The sequence below is a fragment of the Streptomyces sp. NPDC002232 genome (assembly GCF_042890295.1).
GTDB lineage: Bacteria > Actinomycetota > Actinomycetes > Streptomycetales > Streptomycetaceae > Streptomyces.
Map to the genome: position 1 here is coordinate 194,253 of NZ_JBIARV010000002.1, position 20,706 is coordinate 214,958.

Below are 20,706 nucleotides of genomic sequence, written 5' to 3' on the forward strand. Positions count from 1 at the left end.
GACTGCGACTGCGACTGCGACTGCGACTGCGACTGCGACTGCGACTGCGACGACGGTGACCACAGCGGCGCCGGATCACCCGCCCCCTCCCCTGGTCGGCCCGTCCCCGGCCCCCTTCGGCAGCAGCCGGGCGGCGGCGCACAGGGCGGCCGTGAGGGCGAGGAGCGCCGCCACGAGGGCCGTCTCCGGTCCGCTCGCCGTCCAGACGGCGCCGAAGGCGACGGCGGCACCGAGCCGGGCGAGGGCCTGCGCGGTCTGGACGACGGCGAGGCCGCCCGCCGGCCGCTCCTCGGCGAGGAAGGGTCCGGTGAGGGCCATGAGGACCCCGTCGGTGGTGGCGTAGAAGACGCCGAGGAGCACGAGGACGCCCACCAGGGCCACCGCGCCGGGTACGGGGGCCAGGAGGAGCCCGTAGGCGAGGAGCAGGGCCCCATGCCCGTACAGGAACGGCCCGCGGCGCCCGAGGCGGTCGGCGAGCCGGCCCGCCGGGACGGCGAGCAGCAGATAGACCCCGGCCGCGCCGAGCGGCAGGAAGGGGAACCAGGTCGGGTCGAGGGCCAGGCGCCGCTGGAGCAGCAGGTAGAGGAAGGAGTCGCCGACCGTGGCGGCGCCGAGGAGGGCGGCGCAGAGCACGATCCGGCGGTACGCGGGCGCGTGCCGGAGCCCGGCGAGGAGTGCGCCCCGCGCGCGTGGCGCGGCCTTCTCGCCCGACGGCGGGCTCGGCGTGCGTCCGGGGACGAGGAGCAGCCACAGCAGCACGCCGAAGGCGCCGGCGCAGAAGCTGACGGCGAAGACCGCCTCGTACGTCTCGGCCGTGGCCCACAGCAGCGCGAAGGCCGCGAGCGGTCCGAGGAGGGCGCCGGTGGTGTCCATGGCACGGTGGACCCCGAAGGCGCGGCCCAGGTCCTCGGGCGGGCTGTGCAGGGTGATGAGCGCGTCGCGCGGGGCGGTGCGGACGCCCTTGCCCAGCTTGTCGGCGGCGAGCGCCCCGGCGATCCAGCCGGTCGCCCCGCCGGCGAGGAGGAGGCCGAGCCGGGAGCAGGCGGAGAGGGCGTAGCCGAGTCCGCCGATCCGCTTGTGGTGGCCGCCCCGGTCGGCGGTGGCGCCGCCGAGCAGCCGCACCAGCGCGGTGGCGCCGGTGGAGAGGCCGTCGAGGAGCCCGAACTGGAGCGGGGAGAGGCCGAGTCCGAGGACGAGGTAGAGGGGCAGGACGGCGGTCACCATCTCCGAGGAGACGTCGGTGACGAGGCTGACCGTGCCGAGGGAGAGGACGGCGCCGGGGACGCGCCGCCGGGTCCCGTGGGGACGGGGCGGCGCGTCGCGGCGACCGGTGGTCGCGAGGTACATCAGTGGCAGGTGTAGGTCGGGCCGGAGTCCTTGACCTGGTCGTCGGTGCCGACGTACTGCCAGGTGTAGGTGGTGTCGGTGAGGTCCAGCTTCAGGACGCCGTACGGTCCGCTGATCCGCTTCTGGCTGTTCGGCTGGACGGTCTCGATGGGGTAGGGCTCGGCGCCGCCCATGCCGCCGACGATCTCGACGATGCCGTCGGCGGTGGCCCGCCCGTTCGGGTCCTGCGGGGCGAAGCGCTCGTAGTGGTGGTCGTGTCCGTTGAGGACGAGGTCGGCTCCGGCTCCGTGGAGGATCTGCCAGACGGGCTGGGAGACGGGGTCGTTGCCGTGGCCGCCGGAGGAGTAGAGCGGGTGGTGGAAGTAGGCGGCGACGCAGCCCTTGGTGTTCCGCGCGAGGTCGTCCTTGAGCCACTGGATCTGCGCGGCGTCGTCGAAGGTGTTGGAGTCGAGGGCGACGAAGTGCCAGTTGCCCTTGTCGTAGCTGTAGTACGGCTTGCCCTGCGGGTAGGCGATCGCGCCGAAGTACGACTTGTAGCCGGCGAAGGCTCCGGCCGGGTCGTAGGACTCGTGGTTGCCGGGCACGGGCCGGGTCTGCGCCTTGAAGGCGCCCCAGGTCTTGTCGTAGTAGTTCCGGAAGTCCGTCAGACGGGCGTCGTCGTACTGGTTGTCGCCCATCGTCAGGTAGAAGGACGGCGCGATCCGCTGGGCGAGCGCGGCCGTCTTCGGGTGGGCGCAGGAGCTGCTGGAGGCGGTGCACTGGGCGGCGATGTCACCGGCCGCGACGACGGTGAAGGCGCCGGTGGGCGGGGGCGTGGTGGAGGTGGTGCCGTAGACCTCGACGGTGTGGAGCGAGTAGCCGTACGAGGTGCCTCGGGCGGTGCCGTACACGCGCAGGTGGCGGCCGGTCCCGGTGAGTCCGGTCCAGTCGTCCGTGCCGCCGTTGCCTGCGGTCTCGGTGGCGAGCCGGGTCCAGGTGGTGCCGTCGGCGGAGATCTCGACGCGGTAGGCCTTGGCGTAGGCGGCCTCCCAGACGAGCTTGACGCGGGAGACGGTGGCGGAGGCGCCGAGGTCGACGCGGATCCACTGGGGGTCGGACCCCTCGGCGCTGGCCCAGCGGGTGGTGGCGTTGCCGTCGAAGGCTTTCTCGGGGCCGAAGGTGCTGTCCTCGACGGAGGAGGAGGTGGCCGGCCTGCCCTGCGAGATCAGGGTGTCGGCGGCGGCCCCGGCGCGGTCCGGGAGGGCGAGCAGGAGTCCGCCGACGAGCAGCAGCACGGCGGCGAGGACGAGGTGCGGACGGTCGGTGGTGCGGCGTGGTGGGGCGGAGGCGAACAGGCGCATACCTGGGCTCCCTGGCCTGGGGGCGGCGAGAGCTGGACACCGGTGCGGGGCACCTCGGCCGCGCGCCGGACGGCACGGACCGGGTCGCCCGTGCCGCGCGGTGCGGGCACGGGCGACCGGCCGGGTGGCGATTCGGGCGCCACGCGGTGGAGCGGTGCTCGGCGGCCGGGTCAGAGCTCTCGCTGAGCGCGTCACGCCCCTCGGGTGGGGCGCCGCGCCGAGCCGCTGACGGGGAGAGTAGCGGACAGGAAGGTTTCCTACCAGACCCTCGACTCCCGCTCCCCCCGGCGGAGTTCACGCGGCACGGGCGGGGCTCAGAGGCTGATGTGGTACGCCTTGCGCAGGGTCTCGTGCACGGTCCAGGTCGTCCGGTCGCCCTCCCGGAGCACGCACGCGTCACCGGGTCCGATCTCCAGGGTGGCGCCGCCCTCGACGGCGACGGTCGCGCGCCCGGACACCACCACGAAGAGCTCGTTGGCCTCGGTGTCGGTGACGACGCCGGGCGTGATCTGCCAGATGCCGCGCAGCTGCTTGCCGTCGGCCGACTCCCACAGCACCTTGCCCGTCACCTCGGGCGTGCCGGAGACGATCTGGTCGGGGTCGAGGGGCTCGGCCTCCAGCTCCGCGTCGGGGATGTGCACGGCGAAGGAAGGCAGGTCATGAGTCGTCATGGCCGGTGACTGTAGCCGGACTCCGGAGGGGTCCCGAGGCCGGGACCACCTGGAGGAATCGCCTCCGTTTCGGCTCCCACCAGGCGCGATGCCGAGGACCGGCCCCGGCGACGAAATCCGCACCGGCCCTCCGGCAGGGCGCGCCAAGGGCCTCGGGCCCCTCCCGGTCGCCGCGGTCCGGCGGTCCGTCACGGATTCCGCGGCGGCCTTCCGGTGCGTGGCGGGAGGTCGCCGACGAGGTTTGCGGGGCGGGTGGGCGCGCCAAGGAATGGGACATGTCCACACTGGTGTCCGAAGAGGTACGAGAAGCGCTCCACGAGGGCCGGCCCGTCGTCGCGCTGGAATCGACGCTCATCGCCCACGGTCTGCCGCGCCCGCGCAATCTCGCCGTGGCGGCGGAGCTGGAGGAGTCGGTACGGGCCGCGGGCGCCGTCCCGGCCACCATCGCCGTCGTCGACGGCACGGCCAGGGTCGGCCTCGACGGGGCGGCCCTGACCCGGATCGCCGAGGACCCGGCGTTGCGGAAGCTGGGCCACCGCGACCTGGCCCCGGCCCTCGCGACCGGGGCGACCGGGGCGACGACGGTCTCGGCGACCGCCTGGCTGGCGGAGGCGGCGGGCGTCCGGGTGTTCGCCACGGGCGGGCTCGGCGGCGTGCACCGCGAGTGGAGCGAGACCCAGGACGAGTCCGCCGACCTGCGGCTGCTCGCCCGCGTCGGGATCACCGTGGTGTGCGCCGGGGTCAAGTCGATCCTCGACGTGCCCGCGACGCTCCAGCGCCTGGAGACGCTGGGGGTGACGGTCGTCGGATACGGCACGGAGCACTTCCCCGGCTTCTACCTCTCGTCCTCGGGCGAGCCGGTCGACTGGACCCTGCGCACCCCGGCGGAGGTGGCCGGGGTGATACGCGCGCAGGACCGTCTCGGCGGGCCGCGGGCGGCGCTCGTCGTGGCGAACCCGGTGCCGGTGGCCGAGCAGCTGGACCCCGCCCTGCACGACCGGGTGCTCGCGCGGGGCCTCGCGGCGGCGCGGGAGAAGGGGATCACCGGACAGGCGGTGACGCCGTTCCTCCTGGAGTACCTGATGGTGCACACCGAGGGGGCGTCCCTGGAGGCCAACCTCGCGGCGGTCCGCGGGAACGTGCGGCTCGCGGCGGACATCGCGGGCGCGTACGCCTCGGGGGCGGCGCCCGGCGCCGGCGGACGGTGACCCGGACCGGGGGCGCGCTGCTCGTCGTCGGGGACGTCGTCACCGACGTCGTCGCCCGGCACCGGACCCCGCTCGCGCCCGCCACCGACACGGCGGCGGACATCCGGACCCTCCCCGGCGGCGCCGGGGCCAACGCGGCCTGCTGGGCGGCGCGGGCGGGCGGCCCCGAGGTGCGGATGCTCGGCCGGGTGGGCACGGACGCGGCCGCGTGGCACGACCGGGCGCTGCGGAGGGCGGGCGTGCGCCCCCTGCTCGTCCCGGACCCGGAGGCGGCGACGGCCACCGTGATCGCGCTCGTGGACGGCTCGGCGGAGCGCACCTTCCTGACGGACAGCGGGGCGACGCTGCGCCTCTCCCCCGCCGACTGGTCGCCCGCCCTTCTCGACGGCGTGGCCCGGCTGCACCTCTCGGGGTACCTGTTCTTCGCCGCGACCAGCCGCGAGACGGCCCGCCGGGCGCTGCGGGACGCCCGCGAGGCGGGCGTCGCGGTCAGCGTGGACCCGGCGTCCGCGGGGTTCCTGGCGGAGCTGGGGGCGGACCGGTTCCTGGCGGCGGCGGAGGGCGCCGAGACGCTGCTGCCCAACGCCGACGAGGCCGCCTCCCTCACCGGGCGGGCGGAACCGGGCGCGGCGGCGGCGGAGTTGAGCCGGCGCTTCCCGCTGGTCGTGGTCACCCTCGGGGCGGCGGGCGCCCTGGTCGCCGAGGGCGGCGCGGTGACCGCGCGGGTGGCGGCGCCCCGGGCGCGGCCGGTGGACTCGACGGGCGCGGGCGACGCCTTCACCGGAGCGTTCCTGGCGGCGCGGCTGGCCGGCGCGGACGCGGCGGAGGCCGCCGGGGCGGGCTGCCGGGCGGGCGCGGAGGCGGTCGCCACGGTGGGCGGCCGACCCCCGTCGGGACCGCGTGACGACTGACGCGGTGACCGGCCGACGGGGTGACGGGGGGGGGACGCGGTGACGCGCCGCCCGGCTGACGGGGTGACGGAGTGACGCGTGACCGGCTGACGCCGTGACGCGGTGACGTTCCGGGCCTTCCCCGGCCGGCCCGCGCTACGACCGGAGGCCCGTCCAGGCGGGGTGGCGCGGGTCGTCGGCGCGCACGACGGCGTCGGCCGTCTCCTCGGGGCCGACCTCCTCCTCGTACCGGGCGAAGGCGGGCAGCGTCCAGGGCTCCTCCGTGCGCCGGGCGAGCGCGGCGGGCGACAGGCGCAGGTGCACGGTGAGGTCGAAGGGGAACCAGTGACCGAGCAGGAAGGGCCCGTGCAGGACGAGCACCCCGCGCGGCGGCAGTGTGACGTAGGGGCTGCGGGTCGCGCGGTCCGTGGCCGGGTCCCACAGGTCGGGCAGGACCCGCCCGGTGCCGCCCGGGTCCAGCGGGCCGAAGACCTCCCGCCAGAGGGCCCCGGTGTCGGTCCACCCGCTGTAGTAGGCGTCGGGGTCCCGCTTGCCGTACTCGTACCGGAGGGAGGCGGGCCGCAGGAAGCCGCCCGTGCCGACGACGTGGACCGCGCGCCCCCGGGTGCGCAGCTCCTCCGCGAGGAGGCCGGCGAGCCGGTCCCCGGGCGCGGCGGGCGGCCCGTCGACGCCCACCTTCAGCCAGGCGTCGCCCGCCGCCGCGGGGGACGCGTCGAGGTGGCCGGCGAGTGCCTCCGCCAGCCGGTCCCAGGTGATCGCCTCGTATCGCATCCCGCTCATCCTGCCCGTCGCTCCCCTGACGTGTACCGGCTGCCGTCCACCGCATTACGGTGACCTGGCCGTGCGACCGTACGGCACCCCGGCCGGAGAGGTCCGCATGAGCCCGCGTCAGGAAGCGCTGCCCTACGACACCACGGAGACGACGACGCCCTTCGGCCTCGGGCTGCACCACGTGCAGCTCTCCCTGCCGCCGGGCGAGGAGGAGGTGTGCCGCCGCTTCTACGTGGACGTGCTCGGCATGACCGAGATCCGGAAGCCGCCGGTCCTCGCGGCGCGCGGCGGCCTCTGGGTGCGCTCGGACGCACTGGAGATCCACCTGGGCGTCGAGGACGACTTCCGGCCGTCCCGGAAGGGGCACCCGGGCATCCTGGTCGGCGATCTCGACGGCCTGGCGGAGCGGCTGACCGGCCGGGGGACCGCGGTGACGTGGGACGACGACTTCCCGGGCCACCGGCGGTTCTACGTCGCGGACTGCCACGGGAACCGGCTCGAGTTCCTCAGCCCCGCACACTGATCCGCCTCCCGGCTTGACCTTGTCACTGGCGTCACGGTCCGACCATCGGTCCATGGACACCACCACACCCACCAGGGTCGTCGTCGTCACCGGCGCGGGCACCGGCATCGGCCGGGCCACCGCGCGCTTCTTCGCCGGGCAGGGGGCGACGGTCGTCGCCGTCGGCCGCCGGGAGCAGCCGCTGCGGGAGACCGCCGAGGGGCACCCGGGCATCCACCCGTTCACCGCCGACGTCACGGCGGACGGCGCGGCCGAGGAGATCGTCGGGTCCGTGCTGGCGGCGCACGGGCGTCTCGACGTGCTCGTCAACAACGCCGGGATCGCCACCGGCGGCCCGCTCGGCACACTCGACCGCTCCGTGATCGCCCCGCTCCTGGAGACCAACCTCGTCGCCCCGGTCCTGCTCACGCAGGCGGCCGTCCCAGCGCTGCGCGCGTCCCGGGGCGTCGTCGTGAACGTGACGACGACGATCGGTCAGCGCGGCTGGCCCGCCAACTCCGTCTATCCGGCCACCAAGAGCGCCCTGGAGACCCTGACCCGCTGCTGGGCGGTGGAGCTCGCACCGTCCGGCGTCCGGGTCGTGGCGGTCGCGCCCGGCGCGATCGAGACGCCGATCGCGGACCACACCGCCCTCTCCCCCGAGCGGCGGAAGGCGCTGCGGGCGTGGCAGATCGCGCACACCCCGCTGGGGCGGATCGGCCGGCCCGAGGAGGTCGCCTGGGCCGTCACCGCGCTCGCCGCCCCGGACGCGGCCTTCCTGACCGGAACCGTCCTGCCCGTCGACGGCGGTGCGCTGGTCGCGTGATACGACTGCGCGCGGAGGTGGCGTCCTTGCGCATCGGTGAACTGGCCCGGCGGACCGGGGTGTCGGCCCGCGCGCTGCGGCACTACGAGCGGGCGGGGCTGATCTCGTCGGTCCGCGCGGCCAACGGGTACCGGGTGTACGAGGAGGTCGCGGTGGTGCGGGTGTCGAACATCCGGTACCTGCTGGACTCGGGGTTCACCCTGGACGACGTGTCCGCGTTCCGGACCTGCCTGGACGGGGACGTCTCCGCGGTGCCGCCGTCCGCCCGCGCGCTGGAGATCGCCCGGGACCGGCTCGCCGTGATCGACGCGCGCATCGCCGCGCAGACGGCGGCCCGCGACCGGCTGGCGCGCGCCCTGGCCGCGCGGGGCGTGGTTCAGGCCGGCGCGCCCGCCGGAGCGGGGCGTTCGAGCGCGGCGCGGCCGGCCGCGACGGCCTCGCCCAGCGACAGCTCCCCGGAGGCCAGGGCCCGGCAGGTCGCCGTGTCGGTCCGCAGCCGGACGTCCGGGTCGGCCACTTCTCCGTCTCCGTAGGCCGCGCCGCCGTCGGCCCCGATGCGTACGTGGAACTCCCCCTCGTCGACGGTCACCTGGACGAGGCCCGCGCCGAGTTCGGCGAGCGCGCCGAGCAGCGGGATCGCGTACCAGTGGGCGCGGACGGCGTCGGTGGGCCGCGGCTCCCCGAGGTCGGGGGCGCCCCAGACGGCCAGGGCGCGCAGGACGGGCAGCAGGTCGCGTCCGCGCGCGGTGAGTTCGTACACGGAGGCCGAGGCGGGCGGGGGCAGCCGGCGCCGGGTGACGAGCTCGGCGCCCTCCATGTCCTTGAGCCGCCCGGCGAGCATGTCGGTGCTGACACCCGGCAGATCGGCGTGGAGGTCGGTGTAGCGGCGCGGCCCGGCGAGGAGTTCACGGACGACGAGCAGGGTCCAGCGGTCGCCGACGAGGTCGAGGGCGCGCGCGGCGGCGCAGTGCTGGTCGTAGCTGCGGCGGCGTGGCTGACGTGGCATGCGACGCAGTCTAGACATGTTGTTGGACTTTCCAAGCTCAAACTTGGTAAAACCAAGCAACACCACGCATCACTGATTCCGGGGACCTGGGGAGGTCGGACATGGAGTTCCGGCAGTCGAGCAAGCTGAGCGAGGTCTGCTACGAGATCCGCGGCCCGGTGATCGAGCACGCCAACGCGCTGGAGGAGGCCGGCCACAGCGTCCTGCGCCTCAACACCGGCAACCCGGCGCTCTTCGGCTTCGAGGCGCCCGAGGAGATCGTCCAGGACATGATCCGGATGCTCCCCAGGGCCCACGGCTACACCGACTCGCGCGGCATCCTCTCCGCCCGCCGCGCGGTCGCCCAGCGCTACCAGTCCATGGGCCTGCCGGACGTGGACGTCGACGACATCTACCTCGGCAACGGCGTGTCCGAGCTGATCTCGATGGCCGTCCAGGCCCTCCTGGAGGACGGCGACGAGGTGCTCGTCCCCGCCCCCGACTACCCGCTGTGGACGGCGGTGGTCACCCTCGCGGGCGGCAGGCCGGTGCACTACCTGTGCGACGAGGCGGCCGACTGGTACCCGGACCTCGACGACATGGCGTCCAAGATCACCGAGCGGACCAAGGCCGTCGTCGTCATCAACCCGAACAACCCCACCGGTGCCGTGTATCCGAAGGAGGTCCTGGAGGGCATCTTCGAACTCGCCCGCCGCCACGGCCTGATGGTCCTCGCCGACGAGATCTACGACCAGATCGTGTACGACGACGTCGTGCACCACCCGGCCGCCTCCCTCGCCCAGGACCTGGTCGTCCTCACCTTCGGCGGACTCTCCAAGACCTACCGGGTCGCGGGCTTCCGCTCCGGCTGGCTGGTCGTCACCGGGCCGAAGCAGCACGCGAAGAACTACCTGGAGGGCCTCACCATGCTGGCCTCCATGCGGCTCTGCCCCAACGCCCCCGCCCAGTACGCCATCCAGGCCGCGCTCGGCGGCCGGCAGTCCATCCACGAGCTGACCGCCCCGGGCGGCCGGCTGCGCGAACAGCGCGACCGGGCCTGGGAGAAGCTCAACGAGATCCCGGGCGTCTCCTGCGTGAAGCCGAAGGGCGCCCTGTACGCCTTCCCGCGCCTGGACCCCGCCGTGCACCGGATCCACGACGACGAGAAGTTCGTCCTCGACCTGCTGCTGCGGGAGAAGATCCAGGTCGTGCAGGGCACCGGCTTCAACTGGCCGCGCCCCGACCACTTCCGCATCCTCACGCTGCCCCACGCCGACGACCTCGACGCCGCGATCAGCCGCATCGGCCGCTTCCTGAGCAGCTACCGGCAGTGACGTCCGCCCCCCTCTCCTGTCATGATCTACGGATCTGGAGGGCCGAGGGAAACGGGAGGGCGGCCGGTCATGGATGCGGCGCTGATAGCCGTGGCGGGAACCCTGTTGGGCGTCGTCTTCACGCACTGGTTCCAGGGGCGGGCCACCGAGCGCACGGCCGCCCTCGCCCGCACCGAACAACTCCGGCAGGAGCGGATCGCGACCTACAGCGCCTTCGCCGGCGCCGTCGTCGACTACCGGCACAGCCAGAACGACCGCTGGTTCCGGGCGCTCCGGCAGCCCGGCTCGGAGGAGGCGGAGGAGTCCCGGCACGCCTCCTACCGGCAGCGCACCGCCGCCCGGCAGGCGCTCTTCCGCGTCCAGCTGGTGTGCGACGACCCGGAGGTCCGACGACTCGCCGAGGAGGCCTTCGTGGACTCCCACTGCATGCACGAGGCCGTCGACGAGGCGGACCGCGCCCGCCGCTCCGCGCAGGCCAAGGAGGCGCTCGCCGTGTTCATCGCCGCCGCCGCGCCCGGCGTCCGCTGAGCGGGGAGCGGCCGTGGACCTCGTCGCCCCCGTCGTCGTCGAACCGCTGAGGCGCCGCCGCTGCTCGGAATGCCACCGGGGGCCCTTGGAGCGGATGATCGTCGAGTTCAACGCGCCGGTCTGCCTGGACTGCGCCGACCTCGGCCATCTGGTCTTCCTGCGCCGGGGCGACACGGCGCTCACCCGCCGCGCCCGGGAGGCCAGCACGCTCTGGGCCGTGGTGGTACGGCACAACCGGCGGCGCACCCGGTACGAGCGCCAGGGCCTGCTCGTCGAGGAGGCGGCCCTCGCCGACGCGGAACGGGCCTGCCTGGCGGACGCGGACGCGCGGGCCGCCCGGCGGGCCCGGGACGCGGTGCGGCGCGCGGCCCTCGACGCCGCGATCACCGAGGTCCTGCGGACCGAGATCCTCCGGCTCTTCCCGTCCTGCCCGGCGGACCGGGCCACGGAGATCGCCGTCCACGCCTCGGCGAAGGGCACGGGCCGGGTGGGCCGGACCGCGGCGGGGCGCTCGCTGGACCGCGGCGCGGTCACCGCCGCGGTACGAGCCTCCGTGCGGCACGTGGACACGCCGTACGACACGCTGCTGATGCAGGGCGTGCCCCGGCACCAGGCCCGGACCAGGATCGGGCCCGCCGTCGAGGCGGTCCTCCGGACCTGGCGCGGGGACGACGGGCCGGGCGGCGGGCCGCGCGGCGGCCTGACGCACGGCTGACGGCTCGGGCGTCAGCCGTGCCGGCCGGGTCGCGCGGAGGCGGACCCTCGGACCTGGCCGGGCGGATCCTCAGGCCGGGTCGCGCGGGGGCGAACCCTCAGGCTTGACCGGCACGGGGGCGGATCCTCAGGCCCGGCCCCGCGGAGGGGCCCCTCAGGCCTGGTCGCCGGCGCGGCGTCCCCGGCGGTACAGCACGGCGCCGCCGAGGAGCAGCGCGGCGCTTCCGGCCGCGGCGAAGCCCATGGCGTCCGAGCCCGTGTGGGCCAGCGAGGCCGTGCTCCTCTCACCCTGCGGCGCGGGGGCCGGGGCGGGCGGGGTCACGGTCTCGGCCTGCGGCACCGGCACGTGCTTCACCGGGGGCTGCGGGCGGGGCGTCGGCTTCTCGATCGGCTGCTGGGGCTTGGCCGGGCCGTTCACCCCGGTGTTCCCGATGGCCGGGTTGCCGATGCCGACCACGTTGACCGAGTTCCCGACGACGTTCACCGGGAGGTCGATGGGCAGCTGGAGGCCGTTCCCGGAGAGGACGCCCGGGGAGCCCTGGGCGTGGGTCTCGGCGGTGGACCCGCCCCCGTTGGAGGAACCGCCGTGCGAGGAGCCGCCGTGGGAACCGCCGGCCTGCTCGCCGCCGCGCGGGGTGCCGGGCTGGTCCTTGTGGATGCGGCCGCCGCCCTCGTCGCCGTAGCCCCCGTTCTCGTGCGTGGCCGAGCGGTTGGCGCAGCTGTTGCCCGCAGCCGGGTTGAGCAGCCCGACCACGTTGACCGTGTTCCCGCAGACGTTGACCGGCACGTGCACCGGCAGCTGAAGCGTGTTGCCGGAACCGACTCCCGGCGAACCGACCGCGGCGCCCTGCGCACCGGCGTCGGCGTGCGCGGCGCCCGCCGAGAGGGCGAGTGCTCCGCCCGTGACCAACAGTGTGGCCAGACCACTTCGGCGAATCTGCCTCATGGCTTCCTGCCTTCCGGAGGTATACACGGGCAAGCGCCCGTACCGGAATCAACGCGTCAAACGTGCGTGCCGGATCCGCCCGTTGACGGGTTTCACTCCATCGAGTGGGACTCCGTTCGAGTGTCGGGTCAACGTCCGTCGACGCTTTCCCGCACCGGGGAGGCCCCCCGGCGCCTCGACTCCCGTCAGCGGCCCAGGAGATCGGTGAGCGCGCCGACCGGGTCGGGGTCGGGTGCGCCGCGCGGCCACCAGTCCTCGCGGCCGGCGTCCGACTCGTACCCGTACCAGAGGCCGTCCCGGCCGAGCCGGAGCTGGAGGGTGTCCCCGGAGAGGTGGTTGCGCCAGGGCCGGAACGCCGGGAAGTCGGCGGCGAGCAGGGCGGGTCTGGCCCGGTCGAACGGTCCGGCGGGCGGGTCCCAGGGCTCTTCGAGGACCGAGAGGCCCGCCGCGCCGCCCTGCCGCCAGGCGGCGACGGCGCGGGCGAGGTCCGTGGGGGTGCGGTCGAGGGCGTACGCCAGGTCGCGGTAGAGCGCGCGGGAGGACGCGGTCAGCCCCGAGCCGGGGTGCGCGGCGGCCAGTCGGACCGCGTCCTGCCAGGGGGTGAGCGCGGCCACCGGGTCACGCCCGGTGGCGAGGAAGGCGTGGGCGCGGGCGGCGGCCTCCGTGGCCAGGAGGTCGAGCGCGAGCGGATCGGGGGCGTGCGGATCCGGCGGGAAGACCGGGGGGCGGCCGGGCCGGTCCGGGACCGGCAGCTCGGGAGGCAGCGGCGGGAGCCCGGCGCCGGTGGCCGCGCCGACCGCGATCCGGGCGGGGACGGTCGGCATCGGCGGGGCGGCGGCCGCCTCCACGGCGCCGCGGGCGGCATTGCGGCGGGTGAGTTCGGCCAGGAGCTCCTGCTCCCCGCGCCCGCGCATCAGGAAGAGGACGAACGGGTCCTCGTCGAGGAGGCGGGCGGCCTGGTAGCAGAGGGCGGCGGCGTGCTTGCAGGGCCAGCCGTCGTCCGGGCAGGTGCAGTCGGGCACGAGGTCGCCCGGCGCGGGCAGCAGTCCGGTGACGGCCTCCAGGGCGTGCGGCACGTCCTTGTCGAGGAGGGCCGCGATGTGGTCGGGGCGGGCGGTCGCCTCGTCGAGGAACCGCTCCCAGCCGTCGTCGCCGAGGGTCCGCATCCTGATCTCGGTGCGGTACGGGCGGGGCCTGCTGCCGTGGACGTAAGCGACGACCCGGCCGGGCGTGACCGTGATCGCGTCGACGTGGCCGCGCCCCGCATAGGCCTTGCCGCGCGCGAGCCTGGCCTGGTCGAGGGCGGTGGCCTCCAGGGCGGCGACCCAGGCGTTCCCCCACCAGGAGGAGGCGAACCGGCCGTCGGGAGCCGTGCGGGGCGCGACCTGCGGGAAGCTGCGGCGGCGGTCGTCGTGGCGGGGGGCGGCGCCCCGTGCGGCGCGAGGGCCCCGAGGACGGTTCACGAGGGCCTCCTCAGGGACACCAGGTCGGCGAGCTCCCGGTCGGTGAGCTCGGTGAGGGCGGCCTCGCCGGAGCCGAGCACGGCGTCGGCCAGGGCCCGCTTGGCGCGGAGCATCTCGGCGATGCGGTCCTCGACGGTCCCCTCGGCGATGAGCCGGTGGACCTGGACCGGCTGGGTCTGCCCGATCCGGTAGGCCCGGTCGGTGGCCTGCTCCTCCACGGCCGGGTTCCACCAGCGGTCGTAGTGGACGACGTGGCCGGCCCGGGTGAGGTTGAGCCCGGTGCCCGCGGCCTTGAGGGAGAGCAGGAAGACGGGAACCTCGCCGGCCTGGAAGCGGTCGACCATCCGCTCCCGCTCGGCCACCGGGGTGCCGCCGTGCAGGAGTTGGGCCGGGATGCCGCGGGCGGCCAGGTGGTCCGCGAGGAGCCGCGCCATCGACACGTACTGGGTGAAGACGAGGACGGACCCGTCCTCGGAGAGGATCGTGTCGAGCAGCTCGTCGAGCAGGGCGAGCTTCCCCGAGCGTCCGGCCAGCCGTGCGGTGCCGCTGCCGCGCGGCGCCTGCTCCTTGAGGTACTGCGCGGGATGGTTGCAGATCTGCTTGAGGGAGGTCAGCAGGCCCATGACGAGGCCCCGGCGGGCCATGCCCTCGGCGCCCTCGATGCGCGTCATGGTCTCGCGGACGACCGCCTCGTAGAGCGAGGCCTGCTCCCGGGTGAGGGCGACGGGGTGGTCGGACTCGGTCTTGGGCGGGAGCTCGGGGACGATGCCGGGGTCGGACTTGCGGCGGCGCAGCAGGAAGGGCCGGACGAGCCGGGCGAGCCGCTCGACGGCCTCCGCGTGCTCGATCTCCTCGTTGTTCTCGACGGCACGGGCGTGGCGGGAGCGGAAGGCCTTGAGCGGGCCGAGGAGGCCGGGGGTGGTCCAGTCGAGGAGCGCCCAGAGCTCGGAGAGGTTGTTCTCCACGGGGGTGCCGGTGAGGGCGACCCTGGCGGGTGCGGGGATCTCCCGGAGCGCCTTGGCGGTGGCGGAGAACGGGTTCTTGACGTGCTGCGCCTCGTCCGCGACGACCATCCCCCACTCCCGCTCGGCCAGTCGCGCGGCGCTGGTGCGCAGGGTGCCGTAGGTGGTGAGGACGAAGCCGCCCTCCGTACCGTCGAGGTCCCGGTCGGTGCCGTGGAAGCGGCGGACGGGCACGTCGGGGGCGAACTTCCGCACCTCGCGCTGCCAGTTGCCGAGGAGGGAGGCGGGGCAGACGACGAGGGTGGGGGCCCGGCGGGCGCGGCGGAGGTGGAGGGCGATGAGGGTGACGGTCTTGCCGAGCCCCATGTCGTCGGCGAGGCAGCCGCCGAGGCCGAGCGAGGTCATCAGGTCCAGCCAGGCCAGGCCGCGCAGCTGGTAGTCGCGCAGGGTGGCGGTGAGGCCGGGTGGGGCCTGCACGTCCTCGGGGCCGGCCAGGAGCCGGTCGCGGAGGGCGGCGAGGGCCCCGACGGGGACGGCGGGCACGGACTCGCCGTCCACCTCGGCGGTGCCGGTGAGGGCGGCGGCGAGGGCGTCGACCGGTTCGAGCAGGCCGAGTTCCCGCTTGCGGGCCTTGCGGACGAGGGCGGGATCGACGACGACCCACTGGTCGCGGAGGCGCACGATCGGCCGGTGGGCCTCGGCCAGCAGGTCCATCTCGCGCTCGGTGAGCGGATCGCCGTCGAGGGCCAGCTGCCAGTTGAAGCGCAGGAGCTCCTCGCTGTCGAAGAAGGAGGTGCCGTCGGTGGCCGAGCCGGGCGCGGCCTGAGCCGGCCGGACGACCGCGGAGGCGCTGAGCGAGCGGGCGAGCTCCCGCGGCCAGTGGAGGGCGACCCCGGCGTCGGCGAGCCGGGCGGCGGCCGGGCCGAGCAGCTCGTACAGCTCGTCCTCGGTGACGGCGAGGACGTCGGGCACGTCCCGCTCCAGGAGCCGGGTGAGCGGGGGCCAGACCCGGGCGGCCCGGCGCAGGGCGAGGACGGCGTCGATCCGGGCGCGGGGCCCGAAGTGCTCGCCGTCGCCCGCCCACAGCTCCGCCGCGTCGATGACGAGGGTCGGGTCGGCCAGGCTGTGGATCTGGAGCAGCGCGGCGGCGGCGTGACGCTCTCCGGCGAGCGCCCCGCCCCCGGGCCCGCGCTCCGTGGCGTCGGGGCTGTCGGGGCTGTCGGGGCTGTCGGGGCTGTCGAAGAGTTCGTACGGCGACAGGTCGAGACGGAGCGAGACCCGCACCCCCGCGTCCATCCCGGCCGCGGCCTCGGCGGCCCAGGCGCGTGCCCGGGGCAGGTGCTGCGGCTCGCGCGCCGCGAACGGCGCGCCGGCCGCGTGCGCCGCGGCCGGGGTGCGGGGCAGGACGTCGGCGACCGCGTCGAGGAACGCGCGGACCAGCGCCTCCGGCTCGGGGAGCCGCAGCGGCCCCCGGCCGGGCACGGGCACGGCGTATCCCTCGTGGGGCAGGGCGGCGGCGACGGCCCGCAGGTGGGCGATGTCCTCGGCGTCCAGGGGTCCGGCCCGCCAGGCGTCCAGGTCGTCGGCGGTCAGTCCCGGGAGCAGCCTCCCCCGCGCGGCGAGGTGCAGGGCGTGCAGGGCGGCGGCGCCCCAGCCGGCGGTGGCGGGGTGCGCGGCCGGGTGGTAGCGGGCCGCGACGAGATGCGGCAGGGCCGCCGCGACGGGCAGCGTCACGGCGGGGACGGCGCGGCTCCGGGCGCCGCTGCCGTGCCGCCGGGCCACGGTCAGCTCGATCCGCTCCGCGTCGGCTCCGGGGTCCGGGAGCGCACCGCCGTCGGGGGCCCAGAAGGCGATCCTGCCGTCACGGGGGAGGGCGGCCGGCAGGAAGACGGCGGCGCTGGTCGTCCAGGTGTGTGCCACGGCTCCGCCCTCCTTCCGCTGTCCGTCGTCCGTCGTTTCCCGACTGGACCTCCGACCTTACGGGTGGGGTCTGACAACGGGCGCCGGACGGTTCCCCCGGGCGGCCCAACAGCGGATGACAGCGGTCGTGGCGGGCGGGATGGTGGCCTGAAACGACCCGACAGAAGAGGATCCGCCATGTCCGTTCGCCGGCGTCTCACGACCGCCACCGGGGCCGTGCTGCTCACTCTCGCCGTCGCCGGCTGCTCGGGCCTCGGCCGTACCGCCGTGGGCACGATCAAGTCCGAGACGCAGCACAGGTTCGTGGTGACCGTGACGAGTCCCCTGGTGAGGGGCTGCCACCGCCTGCCGCCCTCGGGCGTGACCAGGATCGAGAACAACGCCCTGACCGACATCATCATGTACCGGACCCGCAACTGCGACGGTCCGAACTCGATCTACGTCCCCACCAACTCCGCGAACCGGATCGCCCCGAACACCCTGCCCTGGCGCAGCTACAGCGTCGTGCACTGAGCGGCCTGACGGCAGCCGTTCCGTTTCCTCCGCCCCGGGTCCATGCTGGAAGTGGCCCCGGGGCTTCGTGGGGAGGTGCGACCGTCATGCGGACCGGGAACGAGCCGGCGAACGCGCGGAGCGCGCTGCGTCTGCGGTTCTGGCTGAGCTTGTGGGGGCTGCTCTGGGCCGCCTTCGGCACGACCGTGTTCTCCCTGCTGGACCGTCCGGGCTGGGCGGCGGCCTGCGGGGTGCTGTTCCTGGTGGCCCTGGTCGACCTGGCGGTGGTGGCGCACCACCTGCACCGGGGAGCGCACTGGCAGCCGGGCCGGGGCATCCCTCCGTACGAACCGGATCACGGCGGTGGGCGACGCTGAGGCCGGCTCTTCCGGACGTCTCAGTTCCGGGTGTCGAAGCCCGCGGCCTGGAGGTACTCCGGCTTCGGGTCGAGTGCGGCAGCGAGCCTGAAGTGGCGCGTGGCCTGGGCCGTCAGGCCGGACCGCTCGAAGGTCCTGGCCAGCGCGAAGTGCGCGAAGGCGTTGTCCGGCTCGCGCTCCAGGACCAGCTCGAACTCCAGCTGCGCGGGTCGCAGCTGCGCGGCGGCGAAGAAGGCACGGGCCCGCAGCAGGCGCGCCGCGGTGTTCTCGGGATGGGCGGCGATCACCGAGTCCAGCAGCTTCACGGCCCCGCGAGGGTCCCGCGCGGCCAGCAGGTGCTCGGCGGCGCGGAAGTCGATGACGTGCGTTTCCGGGTTCCTGTCGGCCACGATGGAATCCTTCCCCTCGATCCGGTGGTTGAACACCGGACCGGGCAGGCGCATTCCGCCGGAGGGCGGTCCCAGGGCCCGTCGTGCCACTCCCGTCGTCGCCCGGAGAGCAGCCCCGCGGCGCCCGACGACACGCTCTAGCCCTCCCCGGCCGCGGCCTCGGCGCGGCGCGCCAGCTCGTCCCAGACCTTCCGCACCTGCGGTTCGAGCGCGTCGAGCGGCCCGTCGTTGTCGATGACGAGGTCCGCGACGGCCAGCCGCTGGGCGCGCGAGGCCTGGGCCGCCATCCGGGCCTCGGCCTCGGACGCGGCCATCCCCCGCAGCCGTACGAGACGGTCGAGCTGGGTCTCCGGGGACGCGTCCACGACCACGACCAGGTCGTACAGCGGCGCCAGGCCGTTCTCGGCGAGCAGGGGCACGTCGTGGACGACGACGTCTCCGGCGCCCGCGCGGGCCTCCAGCTCCGCCGACCGTGCCCCGACCAGCGGGTGGACGAGGGCGTTGAGGGTGGCCAGGCGCTCGGCGTCGGCGAAGACGATGGAACCGAGTTTCGGCCGGTCGAGCGTCCCCTCGGCGGTGAGGACGCCGTCCCCGAAGGCGCCGACGACGGCCGCGAGCCCCGGGGTCCCGGGCTCGACGACCTCGCGCGCGATCCGGTCCGCGTCGATCAGCACCGCTCCGTAGGAGACGAGCAGCTTGGACACTTCGCTCTTGCCGGCGCCGATCCCGCCGGTCAGGCCCACCTTCAGCATGAGCGGCAGCTTAGGGCCTGCCCCGGCGGGGCTAGGAGTCGCCCTCCCGCTCCGCGAGGAAGCGCTCGAACTCACGGCCCAGCTCGTCGGCCGACGGCAGGTCGACCGGCTCGGCCACCAGGCTGCCGCGGGTCTCGGCTCCGGCCGCGGCGTCGTACTGGTGCTCCAGGCCCTGCACGAGCGCGACGAGCTCCTCGTCGCCCTCGCCGATCTGGCGGTCGATCTCGGTCTGGGTGCGGCGGGCCTCGGTCCGCAGCGCGTGCGCGACACCGGGCAGGACGAGCCCGGTGGCGGCGGTGACGGCCTCCAGGGCGGTCAGCGCCGCGTCCGGGTACGAGGACCGGGCCACGTAGTGCGGGACGTGCGCCGCGACACCGAGGGTGTCGTGGCCGGCCTCGGAGAGCCGGTACTCGATGAGGGCCTCGGCGCTGCCGGGCACCTGGGCCTCGTCGAACGGGCTGCGGTGGCCGGGCATCAGGTCGGTGCGGCTGCCGTGCGGGGTCAGGCCCACCGGACGGGTGTGCGGCACGCCCATGGGGATGCCGTGGAAGTTGACGGAGAGGCGCACGCCGAGGCGCTCGACGATCTGGCGGACGGCGACGGCGAAGCGCTCCCACTCCACGTCCGGCTCGGGACCGGAGAGGACCAGGAAGGGGGCGCCGGTGGCGTCCTGCACGAGACGGACCTCGATGGACGGCGTCTCGTACGCGGTCCAGCGGTCGCGCCGGAAGGTCAGCAGCGGGCGGCGGGCACGGTAGTCCACGAGCCGGTCGTGGTCGAAGCGGGCCACCAGCTGGTGCGGGAGGGTGTCGAGCAGTCCCTCGACGATCTGCTCGCCGGTCTCCCCCGCGTCGATGTAGCCGTCGAAGTGGTAGAGCATGACCAGCCCCGCCGACTCCTGCGCCAGGGCCAGGTCGACGACGGCCACGCCCTTCGGGTCCCATTCGTACAAATCCTGGGGATCAAGCACGATTACCGCTCCTCCTCGTGTTCTCTCTGAGAACGCGGGGCACGGCACGACCATTCCCGGGTCGGGCGGTCTTCCGGGGCGGGAGCCGCGCGGACCGGCGGCGAACATTGGTCCAGACCTTGACATGCCCATGGGCTCTCCCTACCGTCTCGGGACAGCGTCGCGTTCAGCACCTCGATCACCGTGCACATACAGGAACACTCCTCTGTCCGCCGCCCGGAAGGCATCCCATGCGCACCCGAACGCTGCTCCTCCCCCTGCTCCCGGCGCTCCTCGCCGTCCCCCTCGCCACCGTCCCGGCCGCCGCGGCGACCGTCGAGGTCTCCACCGCGTCCCAGCTCAAGACGGCACTCGCCAACGCCCGGCCCGGCGACACGATCCACCTCGCGGACGGCACGTACACCGGGAACTTCAAGGCCACCGTCCCGGGCACCTCCTCGGCCCGCATCACTCTGACCGGCTCCCCGCGCGCGGTGCTCACGACGGGCGGCGGCTACGGGCTGCACCTGAACGGCGCCTCGTACTGGACGGTGGAGGGGATCACCGTGACCGGCGGCCAGAAGGGGATCATGGCGGACGCCGCGGACGGCGTGGTGATCGACGGGGTGACCGTGCACGGCCTGGACATGGAGGGCGTGCACTTCCGCAATTCCAGCAGGAACGGGATCCTCAGGAACTCGCGGATCTACGACACCGGGAACGACGGCCGGGGCATGGGCGAGGGCGTGTACGTCGGCACGGCCGGCAACCTCTCCGACCGGAGCGACGGCGCGCAGATCCTGAACAACGTGATCGGACCGGACGTCGGCGGCGAGAGCGTGGACATCAAGGAGGGCACGACCGGGGCCAGGATCGTCGGCAACACCTTCGACGGGCGCGGGCTGACCGGCGCCAACTACGACGACTCCTGGGTCGACGTGAAGGGCAACGGCGTCCTGGTGGCGGACAACACCGGCGTGAACACGACGAACAACGGCTTCGAGACCCACACCCAGCAGAGCGGCTGGGGCTGCGGGACGGTCTTCCGGGGCAACCGCTCGGACCTGACCGGCGCGACCGGGGCCCAGCGGCTCGCGATCAACGTCACGAACCAGAGCGGCGGCTGCGCGACGACGGTCTACGCCTCGAACACGGTGACCGGCGGGAACGGCCTGACGAACATCGCCGTCACTCCCTGAACAGGTGCGGTACCTGAACGAGCGCCGTCCCTGAAGGGCGCGGTCCCTGGACGGCCGCGGGCCATCCCCGGAAACGACCGAGGCCCGCTTCCCCGAAGGGAAGCGGGCCTCGGTTCGCTA

21 protein-coding genes and 1 pseudogene are annotated in these 20,706 nt (G+C 74.8%); 11 read left to right on the top strand and 11 right to left on the bottom strand.

Features of this window, described 5'->3' with window-relative positions; translation table 11 throughout:
- Positions 1 to 75 precede the first annotated feature (75 nt).
- From ACFYXU_RS07650 to ACFYXU_RS07660, 3 genes are all read right to left on the bottom strand, one after another.
- Positions 76 to 1,347, bottom strand: a complete 1,272-nt coding sequence (locus ACFYXU_RS07650; RefSeq protein ID WP_389456841.1) for an MFS transporter — start codon at positions 1,345 to 1,347, stop codon at positions 76 to 78.
- Complete coding sequence (locus ACFYXU_RS07655; RefSeq protein ID WP_389456843.1) at positions 1,347 to 2,687, bottom strand: discoidin domain-containing protein; 1,341 nt, start codon at positions 2,685 to 2,687, stop codon at positions 1,347 to 1,349. Before ACFYXU_RS07655 ends, ACFYXU_RS07650 begins: the two co-directional genes overlap by 1 nt.
- A 314-nt stretch (positions 2,688 to 3,001) precedes the next feature.
- Positions 3,002 to 3,358, bottom strand: a complete 357-nt coding sequence (locus tag ACFYXU_RS07660; protein WP_361399927.1) for a cupin domain-containing protein — start codon at positions 3,356 to 3,358, stop codon at positions 3,002 to 3,004.
- Positions 3,359 to 3,633: 275 nt separating this feature from the next.
- On the opposite strand from ACFYXU_RS07660, the gene ACFYXU_RS07665 reads away from it, so the two are divergent.
- Both ACFYXU_RS07665 and ACFYXU_RS07670 read left to right on the top strand, forming a co-directional pair.
- Positions 3,634 to 4,566: a pseudouridine-5'-phosphate glycosidase gene (locus tag ACFYXU_RS07665; RefSeq protein WP_389456845.1), complete on the top strand. Its 933-nt coding sequence runs from the start codon at positions 3,634 to 3,636 to the stop codon at positions 4,564 to 4,566.
- Complete coding sequence (locus tag ACFYXU_RS07670; RefSeq protein ID WP_389456847.1) at positions 4,563 to 5,477, top strand: carbohydrate kinase family protein; 915 nt, start codon at positions 4,563 to 4,565, stop codon at positions 5,475 to 5,477. The genes ACFYXU_RS07665 and ACFYXU_RS07670 overlap by 4 nt, the downstream gene beginning before the upstream one ends.
- 135 nt (positions 5,478 to 5,612) lie before the next feature.
- Here ACFYXU_RS07670 and ACFYXU_RS07675 read toward each other — a convergent pair whose 3' ends face one another.
- A complete protein-coding gene (locus ACFYXU_RS07675; protein WP_376514452.1) occupies positions 5,613 to 6,248 on the bottom strand; it encodes a uridine kinase in 636 nt (211 codons plus the stop codon).
- 106 nt (positions 6,249 to 6,354) lie between these two features.
- Between ACFYXU_RS07675 and ACFYXU_RS07680 the strand changes: the two genes are divergently transcribed.
- The 3 genes and pseudogenes from ACFYXU_RS07680 to ACFYXU_RS07690 all read left to right on the top strand — a co-directional run.
- Complete coding sequence (locus tag ACFYXU_RS07680; RefSeq protein ID WP_376514425.1) at positions 6,355 to 6,771, top strand: VOC family protein; 417 nt, start codon at positions 6,355 to 6,357, stop codon at positions 6,769 to 6,771.
- A gap of 52 nt (positions 6,772 to 6,823) precedes the next feature.
- Positions 6,824 to 7,576, top strand: a complete 753-nt coding sequence (locus ACFYXU_RS07685) for an SDR family NAD(P)-dependent oxidoreductase (RefSeq protein ID WP_389456849.1) — start codon at positions 6,824 to 6,826, stop codon at positions 7,574 to 7,576.
- 26 nt (positions 7,577 to 7,602) lie between these two features.
- Positions 7,603 to 7,947, top strand: a pseudogene (locus tag ACFYXU_RS07690) (MerR family transcriptional regulator); the annotation flags it as partial.
- Positions 7,948 to 7,952: 5 nt separating this feature from the next.
- Here ACFYXU_RS07690 and ACFYXU_RS07695 read toward each other — a convergent pair.
- Positions 7,953 to 8,582 (bottom strand): winged helix-turn-helix transcriptional regulator, encoded by a 630-nt coding sequence (locus tag ACFYXU_RS07695; RefSeq protein ID WP_376514429.1) that lies wholly within the window; start codon positions 8,580 to 8,582, stop codon positions 7,953 to 7,955.
- A 101-nt stretch (positions 8,583 to 8,683) separates the two neighbouring features.
- Between ACFYXU_RS07695 and ACFYXU_RS07700 the strand changes: the two genes are divergently transcribed.
- From ACFYXU_RS07700 to ACFYXU_RS07710, 3 genes are all read left to right on the top strand, one after another.
- Positions 8,684 to 9,895, top strand: a complete 1,212-nt coding sequence (locus tag ACFYXU_RS07700) for a pyridoxal phosphate-dependent aminotransferase (RefSeq protein WP_389456852.1) — start codon at positions 8,684 to 8,686, stop codon at positions 9,893 to 9,895.
- Positions 9,896 to 9,964: 69 nt separating this feature from the next.
- Complete coding sequence (locus ACFYXU_RS07705) at positions 9,965 to 10,423, top strand: hypothetical protein (protein ID WP_376514433.1); 459 nt, start codon at positions 9,965 to 9,967, stop codon at positions 10,421 to 10,423.
- Between the two features lie 13 nt (positions 10,424 to 10,436).
- Positions 10,437 to 11,138, top strand: coding sequence for a DUF2293 domain-containing protein (locus ACFYXU_RS07710; protein WP_376514434.1), 702 nt, complete (start codon positions 10,437 to 10,439; stop codon positions 11,136 to 11,138).
- A gap of 153 nt (positions 11,139 to 11,291) precedes the next feature.
- On the opposite strand, the gene ACFYXU_RS07715 is transcribed toward ACFYXU_RS07710, so the two are convergent.
- The 3 genes from ACFYXU_RS07715 to ACFYXU_RS07725 form a co-directional block, all read right to left on the bottom strand.
- Positions 11,292 to 12,083, bottom strand: coding sequence for a chaplin (locus tag ACFYXU_RS07715; RefSeq protein WP_361399952.1), 792 nt, complete (start codon positions 12,081 to 12,083; stop codon positions 11,292 to 11,294).
- A gap of 185 nt (positions 12,084 to 12,268) precedes the next feature.
- Positions 12,269 to 13,546, bottom strand: coding sequence for an SWIM zinc finger family protein (locus ACFYXU_RS07720; protein WP_389456855.1), 1,278 nt, complete (start codon positions 13,544 to 13,546; stop codon positions 12,269 to 12,271).
- Positions 13,543 to 16,428, bottom strand: a complete 2,886-nt coding sequence (locus ACFYXU_RS07725; RefSeq protein ID WP_389456857.1) for a DEAD/DEAH box helicase — start codon at positions 16,426 to 16,428, stop codon at positions 13,543 to 13,545. Before ACFYXU_RS07725 ends, ACFYXU_RS07720 begins: the two co-directional genes overlap by 4 nt.
- A gap of 177 nt (positions 16,429 to 16,605) precedes the next feature.
- Here ACFYXU_RS07725 and ACFYXU_RS07730 point away from each other — a divergent pair, with 177 nt between their 5' ends.
- Positions 16,606 to 16,941, top strand: coding sequence for a hypothetical protein (locus ACFYXU_RS07730; protein ID WP_389408307.1), 336 nt, complete (start codon positions 16,606 to 16,608; stop codon positions 16,939 to 16,941).
- A gap of 86 nt (positions 16,942 to 17,027) precedes the next feature.
- Positions 17,028 to 17,297, top strand: coding sequence for a DUF6343 family protein (locus ACFYXU_RS07735; protein ID WP_376514440.1), 270 nt, complete (start codon positions 17,028 to 17,030; stop codon positions 17,295 to 17,297).
- 20 nt (positions 17,298 to 17,317) lie between these two features.
- Here the strand turns inward: ACFYXU_RS07735 and ACFYXU_RS07740 are convergent, their stop codons facing one another.
- From ACFYXU_RS07740 to ACFYXU_RS07750, 3 genes are all read right to left on the bottom strand, one after another.
- The gene (locus ACFYXU_RS07740; protein ID WP_329856570.1) at positions 17,318 to 17,686 is read right to left on the bottom strand and encodes a tetratricopeptide repeat protein; all 369 of its coding nucleotides are present in this window, start codon (positions 17,684 to 17,686) and stop codon (positions 17,318 to 17,320) included.
- Positions 17,687 to 17,823: 137 nt separating this feature from the next.
- The gene (gene coaE, locus ACFYXU_RS07745; RefSeq protein ID WP_329856572.1) at positions 17,824 to 18,438 is read right to left on the bottom strand and encodes a dephospho-CoA kinase; all 615 of its coding nucleotides are present in this window, start codon (positions 18,436 to 18,438) and stop codon (positions 17,824 to 17,826) included.
- Between the two features lie 31 nt (positions 18,439 to 18,469).
- Positions 18,470 to 19,408, bottom strand: coding sequence for a PAC2 family protein (locus ACFYXU_RS07750; protein WP_376514442.1), 939 nt, complete (start codon positions 19,406 to 19,408; stop codon positions 18,470 to 18,472).
- A 230-nt stretch (positions 19,409 to 19,638) separates the two neighbouring features.
- Between ACFYXU_RS07750 and ACFYXU_RS07755 the strand changes: the two genes are divergently transcribed.
- Positions 19,639 to 20,586: a right-handed parallel beta-helix repeat-containing protein gene (locus ACFYXU_RS07755; protein ID WP_376514444.1), complete on the top strand. Its 948-nt coding sequence runs from the start codon at positions 19,639 to 19,641 to the stop codon at positions 20,584 to 20,586.
- The last annotated feature ends 120 nt before the right edge of the window (positions 20,587 to 20,706 follow it).

Coding starts and splice junctions, on each gene's coding strand:
- ACFYXU_RS07650 (WP_389456841.1), bottom strand. CDS start 1,347: ATGTACCTCGCGACCACCGGTCGCCGCGACGCGCCGCCCCGTCCCCAC.
- ACFYXU_RS07655 (WP_389456843.1), bottom strand. CDS start 2,687: ATGCGCCTGTTCGCCTCCGCCCCACCACGCCGCACCACCGACCGTCCG.
- ACFYXU_RS07660 (WP_361399927.1), bottom strand. CDS start 3,358: ATGACGACTCATGACCTGCCTTCCTTCGCCGTGCACATCCCCGACGCG.
- ACFYXU_RS07665 (WP_389456845.1), top strand. CDS start 3,634: ATGTCCACACTGGTGTCCGAAGAGGTACGAGAAGCGCTCCACGAGGGC.
- ACFYXU_RS07675 (WP_376514452.1), bottom strand. CDS start 6,248: ATGCGATACGAGGCGATCACCTGGGACCGGCTGGCGGAGGCACTCGCC.
- ACFYXU_RS07680 (WP_376514425.1), top strand. CDS start 6,355: ATGAGCCCGCGTCAGGAAGCGCTGCCCTACGACACCACGGAGACGACG.
- ACFYXU_RS07685 (WP_389456849.1), top strand. CDS start 6,824: ATGGACACCACCACACCCACCAGGGTCGTCGTCGTCACCGGCGCGGGC.
- ACFYXU_RS07695 (WP_376514429.1), bottom strand. CDS start 8,582: ATGCCACGTCAGCCACGCCGCCGCAGCTACGACCAGCACTGCGCCGCC.
- ACFYXU_RS07700 (WP_389456852.1), top strand. CDS start 8,684: ATGGAGTTCCGGCAGTCGAGCAAGCTGAGCGAGGTCTGCTACGAGATC.
- ACFYXU_RS07705 (WP_376514433.1), top strand. CDS start 9,965: ATGGATGCGGCGCTGATAGCCGTGGCGGGAACCCTGTTGGGCGTCGTC.
- ACFYXU_RS07715 (WP_361399952.1), bottom strand. CDS start 12,083: ATGAGGCAGATTCGCCGAAGTGGTCTGGCCACACTGTTGGTCACGGGC.
- ACFYXU_RS07730 (WP_389408307.1), top strand. CDS start 16,606: ATGTCCGTTCGCCGGCGTCTCACGACCGCCACCGGGGCCGTGCTGCTC.
- ACFYXU_RS07735 (WP_376514440.1), top strand. CDS start 17,028: ATGCGGACCGGGAACGAGCCGGCGAACGCGCGGAGCGCGCTGCGTCTG.
- coaE (WP_329856572.1), bottom strand. CDS start 18,438: ATGCTGAAGGTGGGCCTGACCGGCGGGATCGGCGCCGGCAAGAGCGAA.
- ACFYXU_RS07755 (WP_376514444.1), top strand. CDS start 19,639: ATGCGCACCCGAACGCTGCTCCTCCCCCTGCTCCCGGCGCTCCTCGCC.